The following is a 20,426-nucleotide window of genomic DNA, read 5'->3' on the forward strand; positions in this document are numbered from 1 at the left end:
GAGCTATAACAAAACGAACGTTCCCGGATGAACATAACTGTTACTCCTTTGCACATTTGAGCCTACTGACCTTGTTCAAGGTAGCTACTTTTAAATTGCAGTGGTACGGCCGATCATTAAGATGAATGGGCCATCTCCGCGCTAGCAAAAACCAATTATACACTATGCTTAAAAAACTACTCATTGCACTGCTTATTACCGGCTCGGCACAGTTGACCACACAAGCCCAGACCAAGGTCAACAATCCCATACTGGCTGGCTTTTACCCCGACCCCAGTATAGTTAAAGTGAATAAGGATTACTACCTGGTCAACTCCTCGTTCGCTTATTTCCCAGGCATACCGGTATTTCACAGCCAAGACCTCAAGAATTGGAAGCAGATCAGTAATGTGATCGACCGCCCTACCCAAATGAACTTTATGGGCGACCGCGTGACCCGTGGCCTGTTCGCACCTGCGATCAACTACCATAACGGCACCTATTACATCACCTGTACCCAGATCGATCAAAAGGGCAATTTCCTGATGAGCTCCAAGGATCCGGCCGGACCATGGAGCGACCCGATATGGCTGCCGCAGGTACGAGGTATAGATCCGTCATTGTTTTTTGATGGCGACAAGGCCTACATCATTTACAACGGTGATGCACCTGACAATAAGCCCTTGTACAGCGGCCACCGCACCATACGCATGCATGAGATAGACCCGTTGACAGGCAAACTGATCGGCGACAATCAGGTACTGGTGAACGGCGGTGTGGACCTGTCGAAAAAGCCGGTTTGGATCGAAGGACCGCACGTTATGAAAGTGGGTGATTGGTATTACCTGTATGCGGCCGAAGGCGGCACATCTGTCAATCACTCTGAGGTAGTTTTCAGAAGCAAAGCGGTCAATGGCCCGTACGTACCTTATGAGCACAACCCGATATTGACCCAGCGCGACCTGCCTGCCGACCGTAAAGATCCTATCACCTCTGCGGGCCATGCCGAATTTGTGACCGGTCCTGATGGCCGCACTTATGCCGTGTTCCTGGCGGTAAGGCCTTATGAGGGCAACTATTACAACACCGGCCGCGAGACCTTTTTAGCCCCGGTGACCTGGAAGAACGAATGGCCGGTAGTTGATCTTGGCGGGCCGGAGATACCCTACACCTTTGAGCTACCCTACAAAACCACTACGGTTAAAGGCCTGCCCCCATTGAACGGTAACTTCAGCTACCGCACCCGGTTCGAGAACGGCATCGATGGGTCATGCTTATTCCTGCGTACTTACGAGCCCGGATGGCTCACCTTCAATAAAGCCGACGGATTGGTCATGAAGATCAGACCGGAGACCTGCATGGGCAAAGGTCATCCATCATTCATAGGCAAAAGACAGCAGCACATGCGCTGCGAGGCCACCACAACCGTACGCTTCAACCCTGCCAAGCCTAACGAAAAGGCCGGTCTGTTGGCCTTCCAGGACGAACATCATTTTTACTTTGCCTGCCGTTCTAAAGACAGCACAGGCAAAGCCGTAGTTCAGCTGTACCGCTCACCGCAAAAAGGCGAGACCATGGAACTCATGACCGAACGTACATTGACCACCCCTAACGCCGAACTGAACCTGCGCATCAAGGCCGACGGCGCCCGCTATAGTTTCGAATATTCGGAAGGCGGTCAGCCTTGGAAGATGCTGGACGGCAATGTGGATGGAAAGTTCCTGAGCACGCAAGTGGCCGGCGGTTTCATAGGCAGTTTGTTCGCGCTTTATGGCACCTCATCAGGCGAGGCCTCGAATAATAAGGCCATATTCAGATCATTTACCTACTCGGGTAACGACAGCGTTTACAAATGATGTAAATAACTATAAATCCCAAGAAAAAGCGGGATATATCATACAAATAGCTGAGATATCCCGCTTTTTTTATTGTCAATTTGAGGCCTGGCCCGACCTTGAGCGGGCAGGTTTTCGTTTTTGATTAAGGTACTCGGAAGGCAGTATCTCGTACTTGGCCTTGAACGATTTGGCGAAATAGTTAGGTGTCGCAAAGCCCACCGTGTAGGCGATCTGCGCGATGTTCAGGTCACTGTTCTCCAACAGCATGGCTGCTTTTTCCAGCTTGATCGACCGAATGAATTCGACTGGTGAAAGTCCGGTTATCTCCAATAGCTTATTGTACAGCGACCCCCTGCTCATACCAATATGCCTACTAAGGTCCTCTACAGAAAGCTGGGTATTGGTCAGGTTATCCTCAATATATTTCACCACCGACCGTAAGAACTTCTCATTCGCAGATTCCACCTGTGGCTCATTAGTAGCCAGTTTCACCTGCTTGGCATAGGTTTGCTTCAGGGTCCGGTTAAAGCTTAGTAAGTTCTTGATACGGATATTCAATATCTCGAGGCTGAACGGCTTGTTCAAATAATCATTAGCACCTGATGCTAAGCCTTTTAATTGCTTCTCTTCACCACTTGATGCGGTCAATAGAATGATCGGGATGTGGCTGGTCCGTTTATCGGCCTTGAGCTTTTGGCTAAGCTCCAATCCATCCATAAATGGCATGGTGATATCGCTCACGATAAGCTCTGGATGCGAGGCCAGCGCCTTTTGCCAACCCTCCTTGCCGTTAGCCGCCTCAATGATCTTGTAGTAAGGCTTTAAGTTATCTCTTAAAAAAAAGCGGAAATCCTCATTATCCTCCACGATGAGTATCAATGGCAGGTGTTCGCCGGTGGCCGCTGTTTGTTCGGCAGGGCGCTCATGATGCGCGATAGTATCGTCTATTATGACCGTCTGGTCCTCTCCTTCTGTGGCGGTCGCATCGCGGTCGGGTTCTGCCAGTAACGTTCGGTCATTGGCCACAAAAGGCAGCTCGATCTTGAACTTGGTTCCTTCGCCCTGCACACTGTCCACAGTGATCTGGCCGCCATGCAATTGCACGAACTCCCTTACGATCGAAAGTCCTATACCACTGCCCTGATCAGCTATCGAATCGGTACCTCTGCTTTGGTAAAAGCGCTCGAAAATGTAGGCTTGGCTGTTCTGGTCGATGCCTATGCCGGTGTCGGATATTTCCAGGATCAGCGCGTTCTCGCCGTCATCTTGCAGGGCATTCTTCAGATAAGCTACGAGCATTACCTTGCCACCTTCCGAGCTAAATTTGAACGCGTTAGACAGCAAGTTAAACAGTATACGCTCCAACTTATCAGCATCGAACGGAATATTCAGCCTGTCGATAGCGGTGGTGACCACAAAAGCGATCTGTTTTTTCTCTGACAGGTCCTGGAACGACTCACAAACCTCCTTGATAAAGCCGATCACATCGCCGGTAGTAAGGTTCAGTTTCAGTTCGCGCTCTTCTATCTTTCTGAAATCGAGCAACTGGTTCACTAGATTAAGTAATCGCCTCGCGTTACGTTTCACCAACCGCAATTGTACTACCGAATCGCCTTCCAACTGCGACCGGTGCAACAATTTCTCCACCGGCCCCATGATCAATGATATAGGCGTGCGCAGGTCATGGCTCAAGTTGGTCAGAAACTTGATCTTCAGCTTGTCCAACTCATGCAGTCGCTCGGCCTCCATTTTACTTTGCTCGTGCAGGAATTCGCGCCTCAGTTTGCGGATACCACGGTAACGCAGCAGCAACAATGCCGAACCTGCCAAGGCAAGATATAGCAGGTAGGCCCAAATGGTCATCCAGAACGGTGGCTCGATGTTGATCTCGATAGACGCAGTATGCTGGCTCACGATACCATCGTTATTGGTAGCCTTCACCTCGAAGATGTATTTACCCGGACTCAGGTTGGTGTAATAGGCCGTGGTCTTGTTACCGGCGCTGATCCAGTCACGATCGAAACCTTTCAGGCGGTAGTGATAGCTATTTTGGCGGGGGCTGGTAAAGTTCAGCGCCACAAAACTGATCGAAAAGTTCTGTTTATAGGCCAACGTTGCACCCTTGGCCACTGCTATATCGGCATCAAGGATGGTAGAATCCTTACCGCTGATCACCCGATTACCGATACGGAACTCAGTGAAGATGATCTCGGCCGAGCGGCGGTTGAATTTGATGGTACGGGGATCGATGAAGTTCAACCCCTCTCCTCCACCAAAGTATAAAGTGCCGTCATTGCTGATCATGCCTGAGCCATTCTTGAACGAGCTATTCTGCAATCCGTTATGATAACTATAGTTGACCACGCGGCCTTTGGTGGGATCAAGCCAGCTCACCCCTCTATTGGTACTCATCCAAATACGGCCGCTCTTATCACCCAGCACCTTGTGGATCACTCCATCGGCCAGGCCCATTTTATAGCGGATCAGGTCTATCTTGGTCAGGTCCTCACTGATGGGCATCAGCCCATCGCCACCCGTACCGACCCACATGGCTCCGCTGGCATCTTGCCAAAAGCTGTTCATTTTGTTGCTGGGTAAAGCATATACCGAACCGCCCAGCAATTCGAAATTCTTTTTTGCAGGGTCATAAATAGCTATACCGGTGCCATAAGATCCGATCCACATGCGGCCTTTATTATCCTCGGTCAGTGAGCGTATATAACCGTTCAATGGCAGGTATTGCATGCCCTGGCCTTCGGCAGGTGGGCCATACCTAACGATCGAGCCGGTGGCTTGGTCAAGGATGTTGACGCCACCGCCGTTGGTACCGATCCATAGGCGGCCAGCCCGATCCTCCTTAAGGCAAAAGATGTCGTTGTTGTTCAACGTGTTTTCAGCCGTACCTTTGAGGTAGTGCTTCACTTGTCCGCTAGCTGGGTTCAAACTGAACAGGCCTTTTTGATAGGTACCTATCCACAAGGTTCCGTTACGGCTTGCTTCGAGCGCCAGGATCTTCATTTCCGATGATGCAGCACCCTGTCCATTGAGCGTGACGTGATCGAACAGACCTGTCTCAGGATGATAGATACTGAGCCCTCCGCCATCGGTCCCCACATAGATGTTCCCATTTCGAGCTGGTGCCAATGCGGTAACGAATGGCGCACTCAGTCCATGAACATCGTACGGATTACTTTTCTTCAGGCCAAAATAAGTAAGGTTGCGGTCGTACTTATTCACTCCCGCCTCAAAGGTACCTACCCAGGTAATGCCATCGCGATCGTTGAGCACGCTCCGCACCGAACGACCGGAGATGGTAGACACATCACGCCCTACAGGGTAATGGTGTGATATTTTACCCGACCGGATGTCCAGTATGTCCAACCCGTTCTCGGTCCCGATCCACAGATCTTGCGACCGGCCCACGTTAAGCGTATAGATAGTGTTGCTGCTCACATGCTCGTTAGTGCTGCTCTCGGTGATGTTATGAAAAGTTCGCTTGACCGCATCAAAGCTGCTCAGGCCACTACCCGTACCGAACCACATGGTACCGGCGCTGTCTTCGGTAATGGTCTTCACCATATCGCCACATATACTTTGCGGATCATCATTACGATGCTTAAAGGCACCAAAATGTCCATTGCCTGCCGTGTAAGTGAACAACCCGTTCTTGGTACCGATCCACATCATGCCGTGGCTATCACAGTATACTGACAGTACTTCGCCACGGCTTATCTCCCATGGCACACGCCGGTCGGTGGCCAATTTGGTCACCTGATCAGTTTCGGGATCGAGTATGTTGAGGCCGCCCAACGTAGCGATCCATATCTTGCCTTTGCGGTCGCTGCAGATGCTCTTGATGTTAACGCTCGAAAGGCCGTTGCCTTTTTGGTCTTCCTTGTAGCGTACAAAGCGGTCGCGTCGGCGGTCATACAATAAAAAACCTCCACTCGTACCCACCCATAGCCGTCCGGCCTTGTCCTCATGCAAACTCGAAACTTCGTTGCCGGAAATACTGGTGGGGTCGTTGACCGCATGGCGGTAAACGTTAAAGGTAAGACCGTTGAATTTAGCCAAACCATCTTCGGTAGCGAACCAAAGTAAACCATAACGGTCCTTTAATATAGCATTCACGGTGTTAGACGGTAGTCCGTCCTTCGAGCTCAGGACCGTAAAGTGGATGTCACGGTTTTGCGCGTAGGACCGGCCTATGCAAAGCTGCAGGCAAAGCCATATAAAGAGGTAATAGCGGGTTCTTTTGAGCATATAGGTATTGTCCATACCCGTAACATTGACAACGGTCATCGCCAATGATGCATCCACGTTAAGGACGGAACATCAGCCTTGATGGTCATATCACGAAAATTCGCTGTTGAAGAACAGGTATGGTCACTGGTTAAGCAAATATAATGTGGGCGGTGCATCAACAATGGAAAATATGTCAAATTTAGTGCAACTTAAGTTTAAAGAAGTTAGCGCTTAAGCACCGATAAAATACACATCTAATTATATATCAACCACTTGCCATCGATATAACATTGTAAGCAAAGAGAACAGATGTGCTTGTGCAGACCTTGATACAAGCACATTTATTTCATCATCATACACATTAATTTGCCACATTAGCTGTTGCGAAGTATTAGCTTTACAAGATCACTCCTGAACCTTATCGCTTATTGAACCGCTCTAACCTGACCATGAAAAGACCTATTATATTTCTCCCTCTACTGTTGCTAATGGGCCTTGGCATTTGCCTAAGCTTTAAGCCTAAGCCACCATTCGCTTTCCGATTTCAAGACCCGTCGCTTAGTATCGAACAGCGTGTTAACGATCTGGTGTCACGATTGACCCTCGAAGAAAAAGTAGGGCAAATGCTCAACGCCGCCCCTGCGGTGGAACGGCTGGGGATCCCAGCCTACAACTGGTGGAACGAAAGCCTGCACGGCGTGGCCCGGACACCTTTCAAAGTGACCGTTTACCCGCAAGCGATCGGGATGGCTGCCACCTTCGACACCAATAGCATGCATCGCATGGCTGAGTTCACGGCCGATGAAGGAAGGGCGGTTTACAACGAAAGCGTAAAAGCAGGCCATCGTGGCATTTACCTGGGGCTTACCTATTGGACACCCAACATCAACATTTTCCGGGATCCGCGCTGGGGCCGTGGACAGGAGACCTACGGAGAAGATCCCTACCTGACGGCCAACATCGGCGCCTCGTTCGTGAACGGTTTGCAAGGCAATGACCCTGTTTATTTAAAGGCCGCAGCCTGTGCCAAACATTATGCCGTGCACAGCGGGCCCGAGCCTTCCAGGCATGAATTTGATGCCGAAGCTACCGACCATGACCTATGGGATACCTATTTGCCTGCCTTTCGTAAGCTGATCGTTGACAGTAAAGTGGCCGGGGTGATGTGTGCCTACAATGCCTTTAAGGGCCAACCTTGCTGTGGCAGCGACCTGTTACTGAACAACATTTTGCGTAAGCAATGGCATTTTACCGGCTACCTCACGTCAGACTGTGGCGGCATCGATGACTTTTATCAGAAACATAAAACGCACGCCAGCGCCGAGGATGCCGCTGCCGACGCGGTGCTTCATGGGACTGACATCGAGTGCGGCAACGTGACCTACCGCTCACTACTGGGTGCTGTGCAACATGGCAAGATCACCGAGCAGCAACTGGACGTTTCGTTACGCCGCTTGTTCACTATCCGCTTCCGACTGGGCATGTTCGATCCTCCTGAAAAAGATAAGTACGCCAAGATCAACGCCTCCATGCTGGAAACGCCCGAACATCAGGCGCACGCCTTGAAGATGGCACGCCAGTCGATCGTGTTGTTAAAGAACCAAAACCACTTGCTTCCCCTAAGCAAAAAGCTAAAGAAGATCGCTGTGATCGGTCCAAATGCTGATAACCCGATTAGCGTTTTGGGTAATTACAATGGCACCCCATCAATGATCACTACGCCCTATCAGGCCATTGCCGCTAAGTTAGGTAAGGGTACAGAGGTCAGGTATGATCAGGCCATCAGCTATACCAGCGAGAGCTATACCCGTAACATCAACATGGGTGAGTTAGGCAAGGTGGACGGCCAAAAAGGGTTCAAGGCCGAGTACTGGCAAAACAACACCCTGAGTGGCGAACCTGCCGTGACTCGCCAGGAGCATGACCTGAATTACATCTGGCGCGATGGTACATTTATTACCGGCCAGGTAAGCCAAAAGAACTTTTCGGCACGGTGGACCACCAATTATGAGGCCAGCAGTAATGAAGATATCACCTTTGAATTGACCGGCAACAAGCCTTACAAACTGATCATTGACGATGAGGAACGCCAGTTAAGCGGTGAGCCGGACGGTTTCGGCCCAAAGACCTACATCCTCAAGACCAAAAAAGGCCGCAATTACAAGGTTGTGATCGAATATAGGCAAACCGAGGGACGAGCCACGTTCAGCTTTAGATCGGGGGTTGCGGTTAAGGCAGATATTGATGCTATTGCCAAAAGCGTGAGTGATGCCGATGCCATTATTTATGTAGGCGGTATATCACCACAGTTAGAAGGTGAAGAGATGCGCGTGAACCAAAAAGGTTTCAACGGCGGTGATCGTACGACTATCGACCTGCCAAAGGTGCAAACCGACCTGCTTAAAGCGTTGCAAGCCACCGGTAAGCCCGTTGTTTTTGCAATGATGACCGGCAGCGCCATTGCGATCCCTTGGGAGGCCGAACATATACCAGCCATCGTTAACGCCTGGTACGGTGGCCAGGCAGCAGGAACCGCGTTAGCCGATGTACTTTTTGGCGACTATAACCCTGCCGGGCGCTTACCGGTCACCTTTTACCGGAGCGATAATGACCTCCCTCCTTTCGAGGATTATACCATGAAGAACCGCACTTACCGTTACTTTACGGGTAAGCCATTATATGCATTCGGTCATGGATTGAGCTATACGACATTCGCTTACAGCGACCTGCAAGTACCTGCAAGCGTTATTAAAGGCAAAAATGTGACCGTGCGCGTAAAAGTGAAGAACACCGGCCAGTTGGATGGCGAAGAAGTAAGCCAGCTCTACATCACCCATCAAAAACTGAGAACGCTACTGCCGATCAGGGCTCTTAAAGGATTCACGCGGAACTTCATCACTCACGGAACTACTAAACAGCTAACCTTTGTGATCAAGGCCGAAGACCTGATGGTAGTTGACCAGGACGGTGAGTTAAGATACATGCCGGGGGCATTAAGCATTAGTGCCGGCGGGCAACAACCCGACAGACTATCGGCGAGTAACAAGACCACGATCAGCCGATCGATCATGCTGAGATAAAAACGAAGAAGCCTGACCAGTGACGGTCAGGCTTCATTATCAATCATAAGACAATATCGTCCGAATACTGTCTACTATGCCTTTTTGAACGGATCGATCAGGGCTATGGTGCCATCGGCGTTATGCTTAAGCTCGGTCACCTTAACATTTCTTAAATGGGTCTTTCCTGACAGTTGAGTATCGTGGTAGAAGATATACCATTTGCCCTTATCCTCAATGATGGAATGGTGAGTGGTCCATCCTTCGACCGGCTTCATGAAAGTGCCTGCGTAAGTGAAAGGCCCCATCGGGCTATTGCCAATGGCGTAGGCCAGGTAATGCGTATCGCCGGTGGAATAGGTAAAATAGTATTTGCCATTGTATTTGTGCATCCATGAACCTTCAAAAAAGCGGCGGTCGTGGTCCTTGCCTAACAATGGCTTGCCAGCGCTATCTGTGATCAGCACATCCTTTACCGGCCCGTCAAAGGTGAGCATGTCGCCACTTAATTTGGCCACTTTGCAAGTAGCTGCCGGGGCATCGTCCTGCAACAGGTCGGTCTTGGAGCCGTTGGCGTCGTACTTACCATCTTTCCAGCGTTGGAGTTGCCCGCCCCATATACCACCAAAATACATGTAGCTGTTGCCATCGGTATCGGTAAATACCGCCGGATCAATGCTGAAGCTACCCGGAATAGGCTGTGGTTCGGCCTTGAACGGACCGGCCGGATCCTTGGAAGTGGCCACTCCTATCCTGAACACATCGCTCTTATCTTTAACCGGGAAGTATAAATAGTAAGTGCCGTTCTTGTATGCTGCATCAGGCGCCCACAACTGGCGACCCGCCCATGGGATGTTCTTGATATCAAGCGCTACGCCATGGTCGGTCACCTTGCCACCCACACTATCCATCGACAAGATGTGGTAATCGCGCATGTCGAAGTGGTCACCGTTGTCGTTCTCAGGTTTGCCTGCCTCTATATCATGCGATGGATAGATGTATATTTTACCATTGAACACATGAGCTGAGGGGTCTGCCGTGTAAATGGAGGTAATGAGCGGCTGCGATAGATATTCCTTTTTGGTGCTGTCGGCTGCGGTCTTGGCCATTCCGTTAGACGAAGTGGATGGGCCTCCGCATGAGGCCAGCAGACTGGCAATGGCTAAAAAGTTGGCGTAATGATAGCTACGAATTAATTTGGGTATCATATGTCTGTTTAATTGGTCGTGTGGTGATGATCAGATATAGGTGATCAAGTTAGGCTTATGCTTATGGTCTATCTTTTTGCTTTGGTATTTGTAGTGTTGGCGTAAGGCGGTGGACCGAGATAGCTCCGTTGAACTCCACCGGTATCGAACACGATCTTTTGCAGCACCACGCCAGGATCGATCCGCCAAAACTTAAGGACATGCTTACCTGCTTTGGCGAAGTGATGCTCGGAAGCCATCTCCCGTATGCTGTTAGCCACTAACCGATTCCATTCGCCCGGCGTTTCTTTGGCGTGCATATTCATGATCTCAGGCTCCTCATTATCTATCGACACGGCGAAACGCAACCCGCCTTTGTCGAGGATATCGAGCGTGGGCGATAGGTAGTACTTAACGGTCACCTTGCCGGTATCCTGGGCGAATACGGTGTATTCCAGATGAGGCGAACTGGCCGTGATCTTGGTTGGAGCCTCGGTAACGTTGCTATAGAACACGCCAGATCTTGTGCGACCGAGATCCGGGACCACCGTCCACCCGTTGGCCGGAACAGCTGTTGAAAATCGTTCGGCCTCCAACGCTAGATATGAATTGCGAGGCAGATAATTCGGCTGGCTCTCCACAGCAACTTGCGCCTTATTGATCATTGCCATGACCTGATAAGTGCTTCCAGCGCCTTTGATCTCGATCAGTACTTTATTTTCGCCTACGGTCACTTTGTCCCATTCTGCTTTGATCCATACACGCTGTTCAGTGGTCAGTTTCACGGTGGTCATGCCGGCATGTAACCACGGTTTACCGGTGGTGATGGTCACGTCGAAGCTAGCCTTCCCTTTGTTGAACACATCGATATAATGCTCCCTGTTCATGGCATTAAATACCGGTAAGCTGGCGCTCTGCTTCTGAGTGTCCATCGCTTCGGCATCGCCTTCTATGGCTACGCCAAGCGCGGCTTTTTGAGGTACGTCGATGGTCTTAACGTCAGGCAGCACATCCACTTTGGGTTCATTCCACGAGCGGTAGCTGATGTGGGTCTGGTCCATCATATGGTCCCATTTGCCACCGGCGTTCACTTTGTTATACCGAAAGCTGATCAGCGAATCATTTTTAAAGAATGTGCGTGCCTGGTCGGCATACTCATTGGTAGTGGAACGACCTTGTTTGGCGTATAACCTATTCTTGGCCACGGCCAGGTACATTTCGTATAGGTTAGAACAGGCCATTACCGGATGAAGCACCAGCTCAAAGTAAGCGTCGCGGTAGTTGGCAGGTAGTTGCTCTTCAATGATCTCTGCCTTCTTCAACAGTTCTTTGTAATCGGCCACTGCGGTCTCATACTCGCGGTAATTGACCAGGCTGTAAGTATCAGGCGATAGGAGCTCAGGCTTCCTGCGACCGTTGAATTTTAAATAGGTGGTGATGATATCAGCTATCTGGGCCGCATGAGCAGGACCGAACTGCGCCTCGGCCCATTTACGGGTATAAGCAGGCAATAGCGCAGCATTTAATTTATTTGGCGCATAAGCATAGTCGAGGAAGAATTCGATCGGAAATTCCATAGGTTTCAGATCACCCACGTTAACGATCCAGATCTGATCCACACCGTACTCGTAGGCCAGGTGCATCTGCTCCCAAACCTTCGCTATCGGATTAGTATTAAGCCACTTGTAATTACGCGGACCGCCCACATAGTCGAAGTGATAGTAGATACCATATCCACCTGCACGCTTCTTATCGCCAACGGCAGGAAGTTTTCGGAGGTTTCCCCAGTTGTCATCGCAAAGCAAAAGCGTGATGTCATCAGGAACCCGCATACCTTTATCGTAATAGTCCTGTACCTCTTTGTATAGCGCCCATAGCTGTGGTGTATGTTCTGGTTTGTCGTGCGTCACTTCGGCAATGATCTTACGCTGATCAGCAACGATGCGTTCCAGCACGCCAATGTTGCTTTCTTCACTCATCGGCATATCGCCATCTCCGCGCATGGCCATGGTCACAATGCTTTCATGCGTTCCCATGTTACGGATACCGTCACGCCAAAAGGAGCGCAATACCGAATCATTGGTCTGGTAGTTCCACTCCCCTTTTCCATAACGTTTCCATTCCTGTTGGCTGCGCATCATAGGCTCGTGGTGCGAGGTCCCCATCACTATACCATATTCATCGGCCAAAACCGGGTTAAGCTTATCGTCATCGTTAAAGGCATTACCCCACATGGCCGGCCACAAATAGTTACCCTTAAGGCGCAGCAGCAACTCGAACACCTTTTCGTAGAATTTGTGGTTAAGTCCGCCAAAGGTCTTGCGGGCCCAGCCGGTAAGCGCCGGAGCTTCGTCATTCAAAAAGATGCCGCGGTATTTTACGGCAGGTGATGCCAGCACATGGCGTCCAGGCGTCACACTCACCACCTTGTTAAGTTCGATAGGCACATCGGCCCACCAATACCATGGCGATACACCCATTTGGGCCGAAAGGGTATAAATGCCGTATATCGTTCCACGCTTATCGCTCCCGGCGATCACCAACGCCTGATGCACGCCCGGCATAGGTTCGATCACTACCTGGGTAAGTGACGACTCCCATTTCCCTTTAACATCGTTAACGTTGATCTTTTGCTTGCGGATCAGCTCATCGATCAGCTTACTTCTACCGATCGTGCCTACAATGATAGTATTGGATGTCCCTGCTGCAGCGCCCTCACCTATTGATGGGACCACACCGGTAACGGCCTTGATATCGGCCTGCAGATCGGTCACTGCCCTGGTCACGCCCTTCCAGTCATCAGCACTCGTGATCAGCCTGATGCCCTTGTTATTCCCGGCAAGTGTGTATGATCCTTTGCCCTTACCAAATACCACCCACTTGTCGGTGTCAGTGGCTAAAGCCGTTGCCGATAGCAACATCAGGCATATCACTGACCACAAGGGTTTATTTTTCCAATTCATTCTGTTATATTCTTGCCTGATCTTTAAAATTTGACCACTTCCCAATAGGCCTTTTTGGGCTGAAGCTCAGCATCGAATAGAAGCGGATAATTCTTGCGTCCGCGTCCGTTAAGCCAAGTGTAGCGGTCAGACACATTCCAGAAAGTGACACCAGTGATCTTTTTGCGATACTGCCTGAATACATCGAACACCATCTTATATTTTTCGAGCTGCTGCTGTTCCATTTCAGGTGTGAAGGCGGAGCTGCCAGTGGGCTGCTGCCCCTGTACCAATTGCCCGCCCTGTCGACCGGCATACACCGATATATCCAATTCAGTGAACTGTACCTGTAGGCCCAGAGCAGAGAACTCCTTAATAGACCGCTCCAATTCCTCGCGGCTTGGCGTTGATACCGACCAGTGAGCCTGCAGACCTACGCCATTAATGGGTACTTTTTTGGCGATGAGGCTTTTTAGCAGCTTCAGGATCTTCTCCCGTTTAGCCGGTATCTCGGTGTTATAATCGTTATAGAACAGAATGGCTTTGGGGTCGGCCTCGTGGGCATACTCGAATGCCTTGGCAATGAAATCCTCCCCGCATATCTGGTACCACTTTGAGCGCCTTAAATAGGTCGAATCATCAGCGATGGCCTCATTCACCACATCCCACGCGTATATCTTCCCTTTGTATCTGGTCACTACTTCGTTAATGTGATCATGCAGGCGCTTCAACAGCACCTCCTTGCTCACATCCTTACCAGCCGAATCAACGAACAACCAGCGAGGCGTTTGGGCATGCCAGCACAGTGTATGGCCGCGCACCTTCATTTTATTACGCTGGGCAAAGGCCACTATACTGTCAGCATCGGTCCAGTAGAACCTATCCTGCTGGGGGTGTATCGGCCCCATCTTCATGGCGTTCTCAGGGGTTACGCTGCCAAATTCTTTGGTGATCAGACCAGCCTCCTCGCTTTTCAGTTCGCGTGGCGTTACCGCCACTCCTATGGTGAAATATTTTTTGTAAACGTTGTTCAGTCCTTTGCGGTCCTGTGCCATTGCTTTTGATCCAAGTGCTAATGATGCTGACAACGCCAGCAGGCAGGATATCAAAAGTTTGGTTGAACAACTCATTGTTGACGGGTATAATTGTTTTATCATGTTTCCTCTGGTTCGAACTCACTGTTATAACTGCCACCGGACTTATCTGGCTCCAGCTTTCGACAGGCCGACTTTTTTAAAAGGGATAAGGAACGAATTAAGATCATTGATCTGCTAAATTGGCCTGTCCTGAACACCTGCATCTGGTCATGATCCCGGCACTTTATCATGTTCAGGTGCATCAAATGTAGCTCTGGCGATCACCCTAAAGGAGAACGTTTGTGTAAAATAGTACGAAAAATGTTCGTTCTTGTGGCGTTAAAGGCATTTTTAGCCGTTCATCAGCATACCTTACTAAAACCGCACATCGTAACTGCTTTTGACCTTCATTAAAATGCAAAAGCGTCACCCTTTGAGTGACGCTTTTGCTGAGTTGGCAACTTGTTTAGTGTCTTGTTGGATCTTATTAATAACCGTTGTTCTGCGGATATTTTGGACCTGACAACACGCTGTTGATCAATGATTGTGGTATTGGCCAACGGGTGTGGTAATCCTTAACGTTCGGTCCACCGGTGGTGTTGTACATCTGATTACGGCGTACCAGTTGCTGCGTACGTACCAGATCATACCAGCGACGTGGATCGCCGTAGAACTCGCGGGTGTACTCCTCTAAAATTAGATCCATACCGCACAGAGAGCCTGTTGAAGTGGTATTGTTAGGCACGGCCAACTGAGCTAACTGAGTAGCATTCAAGGTCATGAAATCAGCATTGGCCGAATTGACAGCAGCCATGTTAGCTGAGGTCACGCTTGCCGCATTTTTTGCCACATATTGTGCATCATCAGGGGTGCGGTAGGCTGCCCTTCTCCTGATCACGTTAAGCGAAGTAGCGGCGGCGCTCACGTTACCCAACATATAGTTAGCTTCGGCATTCATCAAATAAACTTCAGAGAAACGCATCAGCGCGATCGGGCGGCTCGAGAAGTCACCGGTAGCGGTACGTTTAGGGTCGTCGAACTTTTTCACGGTAGGGAATACGATGTTGGTGTACTGCTTAGGTGCAACGATCAAGCCTTTAAAGTCATCACGGCGTGCCATGGTAACATCTGTACCCGGCATTAACATTGCGGTATCGCCATCTATTGGACGTATGTAGGCGCTGGTAGAAGGGTTAGATGTTGGTACCAGCTTGCCCTTCAAAGAACCATCACTCTTGGTACCGGCAGCTACGTTAGTATTGCAGATCCAAAAAGTTTGAAAGGTAGCATCATAACGGCAATCATGTAACTGATCGGCGAAGGCCACATTGATAGAATATCTGGTATTAGGTGCTAAACGAACATAAGGCCTGCCGTTGTATACATCACGAAACATACCGGTCTTGTTGGTCAGTTTCTGCGGAACCGCATCGATACCAGCAATGTTATCGATACCAGGGCCTACATAGTTCATACGTGCCAGTACATAGAGCTGATTGAGGCCGTAACCACCCGACCCTTGCAGGGTATAGCCGGTGTACTGAGGATCAGAGGCGCCACCGTAATCGATAGCGAACATATTCTCTTTGCCATAATCGTTAGCTGGCTTGTGTACGTCATTGTAGTCTTGCCACAGATCAAGGCCATAAGTTCCCTTGTTGGTGATCAGCGCAGCGGTCAGGTCAGCAGCTTTCTGGAAATCACCACTTTGCTTTGCTTCACTGTAACCGCGTGTTAAATAAACCTTGGCTAAGTAAGCACTGGCAACCGCAGCAGTAGCTGTTTTACCTACACCACCTGCCGAGAATGGGCTGGTAGAAGATACGGTGTTCGGTAACTCAGCAGAAGCTTCGGTAAGATCCTTAATGATCAGGTTGTAAATGTCGGCTAAAGGTGCCGGTGCATCGGCTGTGCTGGCCTGAGTAATGTAGGTGGTGTGCAAAGGTATACCACTCTTTTGGGTAGCTGTTGTTCCACCATAGGTTTGCACCAGATAGAAGTAGATAAAAGCTCTCAAGAACTTGGCCTGAGCAACAAATTGTGTCCTGTCGTTAACATTGGTAATGGCCGATGCATATTGAAACACACCATTAAGGGTGTTAATGTCAATGTACAGACCCATGATATCAGGCGTGTTCGAAGAGTTGATACCATTGAATGCGTAATACAACAATGGGTTTCCGCTTGCGTTACCACCCGGAATGGTCTCGTCAGTACCGTTATAGTAGAACACCAGGCCCTCGCCCGAAAAAGCACCTCTAAGATCATTGTAAACACCTGTTACGGCTGCTTGCACACCGCCCGAGGTGGTAAAATAGTTCGGGTATAACGCTGATCTTGGATTTTCGTCCAGGATCTTTTTGCAACTGGTAGCTGTTGTTAGCATGGCAGCTATCGCAATGCCACTACTTACTTTATTAAATATCTTCATATTTATTATCGTTAAAAACGGGCGTTGATCCCTAAAATAAAATCACGTGTTTGCAAACCGGGGCTAAGCGCTAAACCTCGGTAGTTATTATTGTTGCCATCCTGGCCAGCAGCGTTACCACTGGTAGAAGAGTTGATCACCTGCTGGTTGTATACCGACTCAGGATCGGTTACCGTAAAGCTATGATTCATGATCGGTGCATAAATGATGAACGGATTGGTCACGTTGGCATAGATGCGCAGTGAGCTCATACCGATGCGTTTGGTCAAGCTGCTTGGCAGGTTGTAACCAAAGTTGATACTTTTTGCCCTGATCCATGAGCCATCATAGTACTGCAAGGTAGAGTAATAGTTTCCCTGACCTTGCGCGTTAGGTGTAGGGAAAGCATTGGTAGGGTTATTCATTGTCCAGTAATCGAGCACCGGCTGGTTATGACGACCAGTGTTCAAATATTGCCAGCCGATATAAGCCGAGTTAGCTGACGATACGTAAGGTACCAGCGTAGTGAACTTCATACGGCCTTGAATAACGATGCTCAGGTCGAAATTCTTGTAGCTGAATCGGTTGGTGAGACCGAACTGATACTTTGGCTGGAAATTACCGATGATCTGGTTATCGTTCTGGTCGATCTTACCATCACCGTTCACATCTTGTACACGGATCTGACCAGGATATTGTAAGGTGCCGGTCTGGCCACGCACTGGCAAGTAAACAGGACCGTTAGCTTGCGATTTTGAAGCATCGATACCAGGAGAATCACCTAACTGCCAGATGCCGATCTTTTTAACGTCGTAGATCACGCTCAATGGCTGTCCAACGAACAGACCCGAGTTGATATTCAATGGGGCACCGTTAGGTAACTCCACGATACGCTCGCGGCTGAATGATAAGTTTGCATCGGTAGACCAGGTAAAGCCTCCAACGTTTTGCAGGTTGATACTGCTTAAAGTGATCTCCAGACCTTTGTTGGCCGATGTACCTAAGTTGGTCACCTGTGCTGATGAACCATTGGTAATAGGCAGGATGTTAGGCAGGATGATACCAGTAGTACGCTGTTTGTAAACCTCCACCGAACCGGTCAAACGGTTCTTGAACAGACCGAAATCCAACGCCAAGTTGTACTCGTGAGTACGCTGCCAGGTCAAAGTAGGGTTGGTAAGGGTGGTTACCCGTACGCCCTGTGCGTTACCGGTAGATGCACCGCCATACTGATATTTAGATGAGCTTAACGCACCCAGGGTATTGTAAGGGAATATAGTGTTGGTAGTAGAGGTTATGCCGTAACCGCCGCGAAGCTTCAGGTTGTTAATGAAAGCATACTTCTTCATGAAGCTCTCGTTACTGATCACCCAGCCCAAACCGATAGATGGATATGAAGTGTATTTATTTTCAGAACCCAAAGCCGAGTTACCATCCCTGGTGATCGATGCGGTCAGGTCATACTTATCATCATAAGCATAGTTCAAACGACCAATGTACGATACAAGTCCCTGCTCAACGAACGAACCACCTACACCGGCGATAGTGGTGGCCAAGCCAAGGTTACTGTTCTTCACCGCATCAAAGGGGATACCGGTGGCATTGATGTTCGAGTTCTCGTCGTGCTGTTTCTCAGCCCGGTACACACCCACCAAATTCACGTGGTGCTTTTGGGCGAAGGTGTTATCATAGGTAAGCAAGTGCTCTTGAGCCAAACGGTAACGATAATTGTTGGTGGTACTGGCAGTGGTCCTAGTAGCGTTAACGATGTCAACGTTGTTGATACCACGGTATGTACCTTGCAACGACTGATTAAAACCGTAGTTAAAGGTGTAGCGGTATTTGAAGTGGTCCACCGGCGATACCTCACCGTAAACGATGTCGTTGTGTTGGAAACCGCGGGTATAGTCATAATACTGGTCAGGATTGGCGCCAGGATACAAAGGGTTCAACAGCGTAGCATCGATCTGATCTGACTGAGGCGTTGGGTTAATGGAACCGTCAGGATTGTAAGGGAAGGTCAACGGGCTCATGTAACGCGCGGTAAGCAGCTGATCGCCACCACCTGCATTGATCATACGTACGGTGGTTTGGGTAGACAATCCAAATTTTAAGAACCTGTTGATCTTGTGATCTAAAGTGGCGTTCAACGATACACGCTTAGTAGAGTTATTAGGCTGTAAGCCGGTATTTAAACGATAGCCTGCGCCAACGGTGAACTGAGTTCTTTCGGTACCACTGGCCACGCGTAAGCTCTGATCCCATATCATCGACCTTTTCAATAACAGGTCAACATAGTCGGTGCTTACTCCCTGGTTAAGGGCTTGTTGCTCAATAGCAGTTAAAGAGTAAGGGTTAGTTTGCGAGTTGTTCTGCAGGACCGCACCAGCTAACGCATCCTTTTGTAATTGAGCGAATTGCTGACCGTTCAAAAGTTCCAGGCTGCCTTCCAGCTTACTTACACCTACATATGAATCGTACGAAGTTACGGTTTGGCCTACCCTACCGCGGTTGGTGGTCACCAATAAAACGCCGCCCGAACCTCTGGTACCGTAGATCGCGGTGGCTGATGCGCCTTTTAATACGTCGATACTTTTAATATCCGCTGGGTTGATGTTCTCGATAGAAGCATAATAAGGCTGACCATCTAACACGATCAGTGGTCCGTCGGTACCTGGCGCTGCGCCAATGGTACGGTTACCCCTGATCGATACTATCGGGCCATTGCTTCCGCTAACCACATCGACACCGGCCACACGGCCTTTTAATTGTTCAACAAAGTTAGATGCCGGGATCTCCTGCAAGGTCTTGGCATCAACGTTCACAACGGTACCGGTAACATCTTGCTTACGCAAAGTACCGTAACCTACTACCACTACCTCGTTGAGGTCCTTACCGCTTCTGTTCAGCGTAATGGTACCGAGGTTGGCAGTGCTGGCGCTTACAGGTTTTACTTGCTCGTTATAACCTATAAATGATATTGTTACGCTCCTGGTGCCTGCCGGAACGCTCAGGGTAAAATCACCACTTACGGTGGCTGAGGTTGCGGTGGTGGTACCGGTCACGCTAACGGTGGCACCGGCCAGTGGTTCATTCTTTTCGTCAACCACTTTACCGCGCACCTGGAAGGTTTGCGCGTTAGCAAGGAAGGAGATCATGTTCATTATCAATATGAATGAACACAACTTCCAGTATCGTAAATACTCAAGTCGAAATTTTCTCATGCTGTTTAGTTTTTCTTATGATTTAAAATTGGTTTGGGGGGGCGTTTTGTCCTTGACAATAGCGATGGTCTAAGTTCTCATTTCAGGTCGTTATGATCATATATTATATATAATACCTTAGGTTATTGAGCACTGGCTCTGAATCTTTACAATCGATTACATAAACCAGATGTAAAAAGGTTTATATATACATTTTGATCAGGATGAATTAAAATTTAAATTGGTTTATAATTCTTGGAGGCGTCAGACAACGGGAAGTTGGTGAAGCAACGATGCTAATTTCTACCATTTGCAATGTTACAAATGTCTTATTTGATCAAAATGATGGTACAATTGTTCAACATTTGTAGCATCACAAGTGCATTTGGAAGCCACAGAGGCCTGTTAGGCGCAAAATTGGCCATTATCGCTGCGTGAGCCACGCGTCTATCTTATTCCATCGAACCTAAAATGAACCGTCGACGTA

At 49.2% G+C, this 20,426-nt stretch carries 8 protein-coding genes; 2 read left to right on the top strand and 6 right to left on the bottom strand.

Features of this window, described 5'->3' with window-relative positions; translation table 11 throughout:
* Positions 1–164 precede the first annotated feature (164 nt).
* Positions 165–1,835, top strand: coding sequence for a glycoside hydrolase family 43 protein (locus tag LLH06_RS14880; protein WP_228170087.1), 1,671 nt, complete (start codon positions 165–167; stop codon positions 1,833–1,835).
* Positions 1,836–1,910: 75 nt separating this feature from the next.
* Here the strand turns inward: LLH06_RS14880 and LLH06_RS14885 are convergent, their stop codons facing one another.
* Positions 1,911–6,080, bottom strand: coding sequence for a hybrid sensor histidine kinase/response regulator transcription factor (locus LLH06_RS14885; RefSeq protein ID WP_228170088.1), 4,170 nt, complete (start codon positions 6,078–6,080; stop codon positions 1,911–1,913).
* 431 nt (positions 6,081–6,511) lie between these two features.
* Here LLH06_RS14885 and LLH06_RS14890 point away from each other — a divergent pair, with 431 nt between their 5' ends.
* Entirely contained in the window at positions 6,512–9,142 is a 2,631-nt protein-coding gene (locus LLH06_RS14890; RefSeq protein ID WP_228170089.1) for a glycoside hydrolase family 3 C-terminal domain-containing protein, read from the top strand.
* A gap of 74 nt (positions 9,143–9,216) precedes the next feature.
* Here the strand turns inward: LLH06_RS14890 and LLH06_RS14895 are convergent, their stop codons facing one another.
* From LLH06_RS14895 to LLH06_RS14915, 5 genes are all read right to left on the bottom strand, one after another.
* Entirely contained in the window at positions 9,217–10,329 is a 1,113-nt protein-coding gene (locus LLH06_RS14895; RefSeq protein ID WP_394800287.1) for a glycoside hydrolase family 43 protein, read from the bottom strand.
* A gap of 68 nt (positions 10,330–10,397) precedes the next feature.
* Entirely contained in the window at positions 10,398–13,271 is a 2,874-nt protein-coding gene (locus LLH06_RS14900; RefSeq protein ID WP_228170090.1) for a glycosyl hydrolase 115 family protein, read from the bottom strand.
* A gap of 23 nt (positions 13,272–13,294) precedes the next feature.
* Positions 13,295–14,380 carry an endo-1,4-beta-xylanase gene (locus tag LLH06_RS14905; protein WP_228170091.1) on the bottom strand — a complete coding sequence of 362 codons (1,086 nt, stop codon included), beginning with the start codon at positions 14,378–14,380 and terminating at the stop codon, positions 13,295–13,297.
* A gap of 433 nt (positions 14,381–14,813) precedes the next feature.
* Positions 14,814–16,757, bottom strand: coding sequence for a RagB/SusD family nutrient uptake outer membrane protein (locus LLH06_RS14910; RefSeq protein ID WP_228170092.1), 1,944 nt, complete (start codon positions 16,755–16,757; stop codon positions 14,814–14,816).
* 11 nt (positions 16,758–16,768) lie between these two features.
* Positions 16,769–19,894 (bottom strand): SusC/RagA family TonB-linked outer membrane protein, encoded by a 3,126-nt coding sequence (locus tag LLH06_RS14915; RefSeq protein ID WP_228170093.1) that lies wholly within the window; start codon positions 19,892–19,894, stop codon positions 16,769–16,771.
* Positions 19,895–20,426: the final 532 nt, after the last annotated feature.

The sequence above is a fragment of the Mucilaginibacter daejeonensis genome (assembly GCF_020783335.1).
GTDB classification, from domain to species: domain Bacteria; phylum Bacteroidota; class Bacteroidia; order Sphingobacteriales; family Sphingobacteriaceae; genus Mucilaginibacter; species Mucilaginibacter daejeonensis.

What these genes read in the sequence shown, in the direction of transcription:
- LLH06_RS14885 (WP_228170088.1), bottom strand. Translation starts at nt 6,080, where the DNA reads ATGCTCAAAAGAACCCGCTATTACCTCTTTATATGGCTTTGCCTGCAG.
- LLH06_RS14890 (WP_228170089.1), top strand. Translation starts at nt 6,512, where the DNA reads ATGAAAAGACCTATTATATTTCTCCCTCTACTGTTGCTAATGGGCCTT.
- LLH06_RS14910 (WP_228170092.1), bottom strand. Translation starts at nt 16,757, where the DNA reads ATGAAGATATTTAATAAAGTAAGTAGTGGCATTGCGATAGCTGCCATG.
- LLH06_RS14895 (WP_394800287.1), bottom strand. Translation starts at nt 10,329, where the DNA reads ATGATACCCAAATTAATTCGTAGCTATCATTACGCCAACTTTTTAGCC.
- LLH06_RS14880 (WP_228170087.1), top strand. Translation starts at nt 165, where the DNA reads ATGCTTAAAAAACTACTCATTGCACTGCTTATTACCGGCTCGGCACAG.
- LLH06_RS14900 (WP_228170090.1), bottom strand. Translation starts at nt 13,271, where the DNA reads ATGAATTGGAAAAATAAACCCTTGTGGTCAGTGATATGCCTGATGTTG.
- LLH06_RS14905 (WP_228170091.1), bottom strand. Translation starts at nt 14,380, where the DNA reads ATGAGTTGTTCAACCAAACTTTTGATATCCTGCCTGCTGGCGTTGTCA.
- LLH06_RS14915 (WP_228170093.1), bottom strand. Translation starts at nt 19,894, where the DNA reads ATGATCTCCTTCCTTGCTAACGCGCAAACCTTCCAGGTGCGCGGTAAA.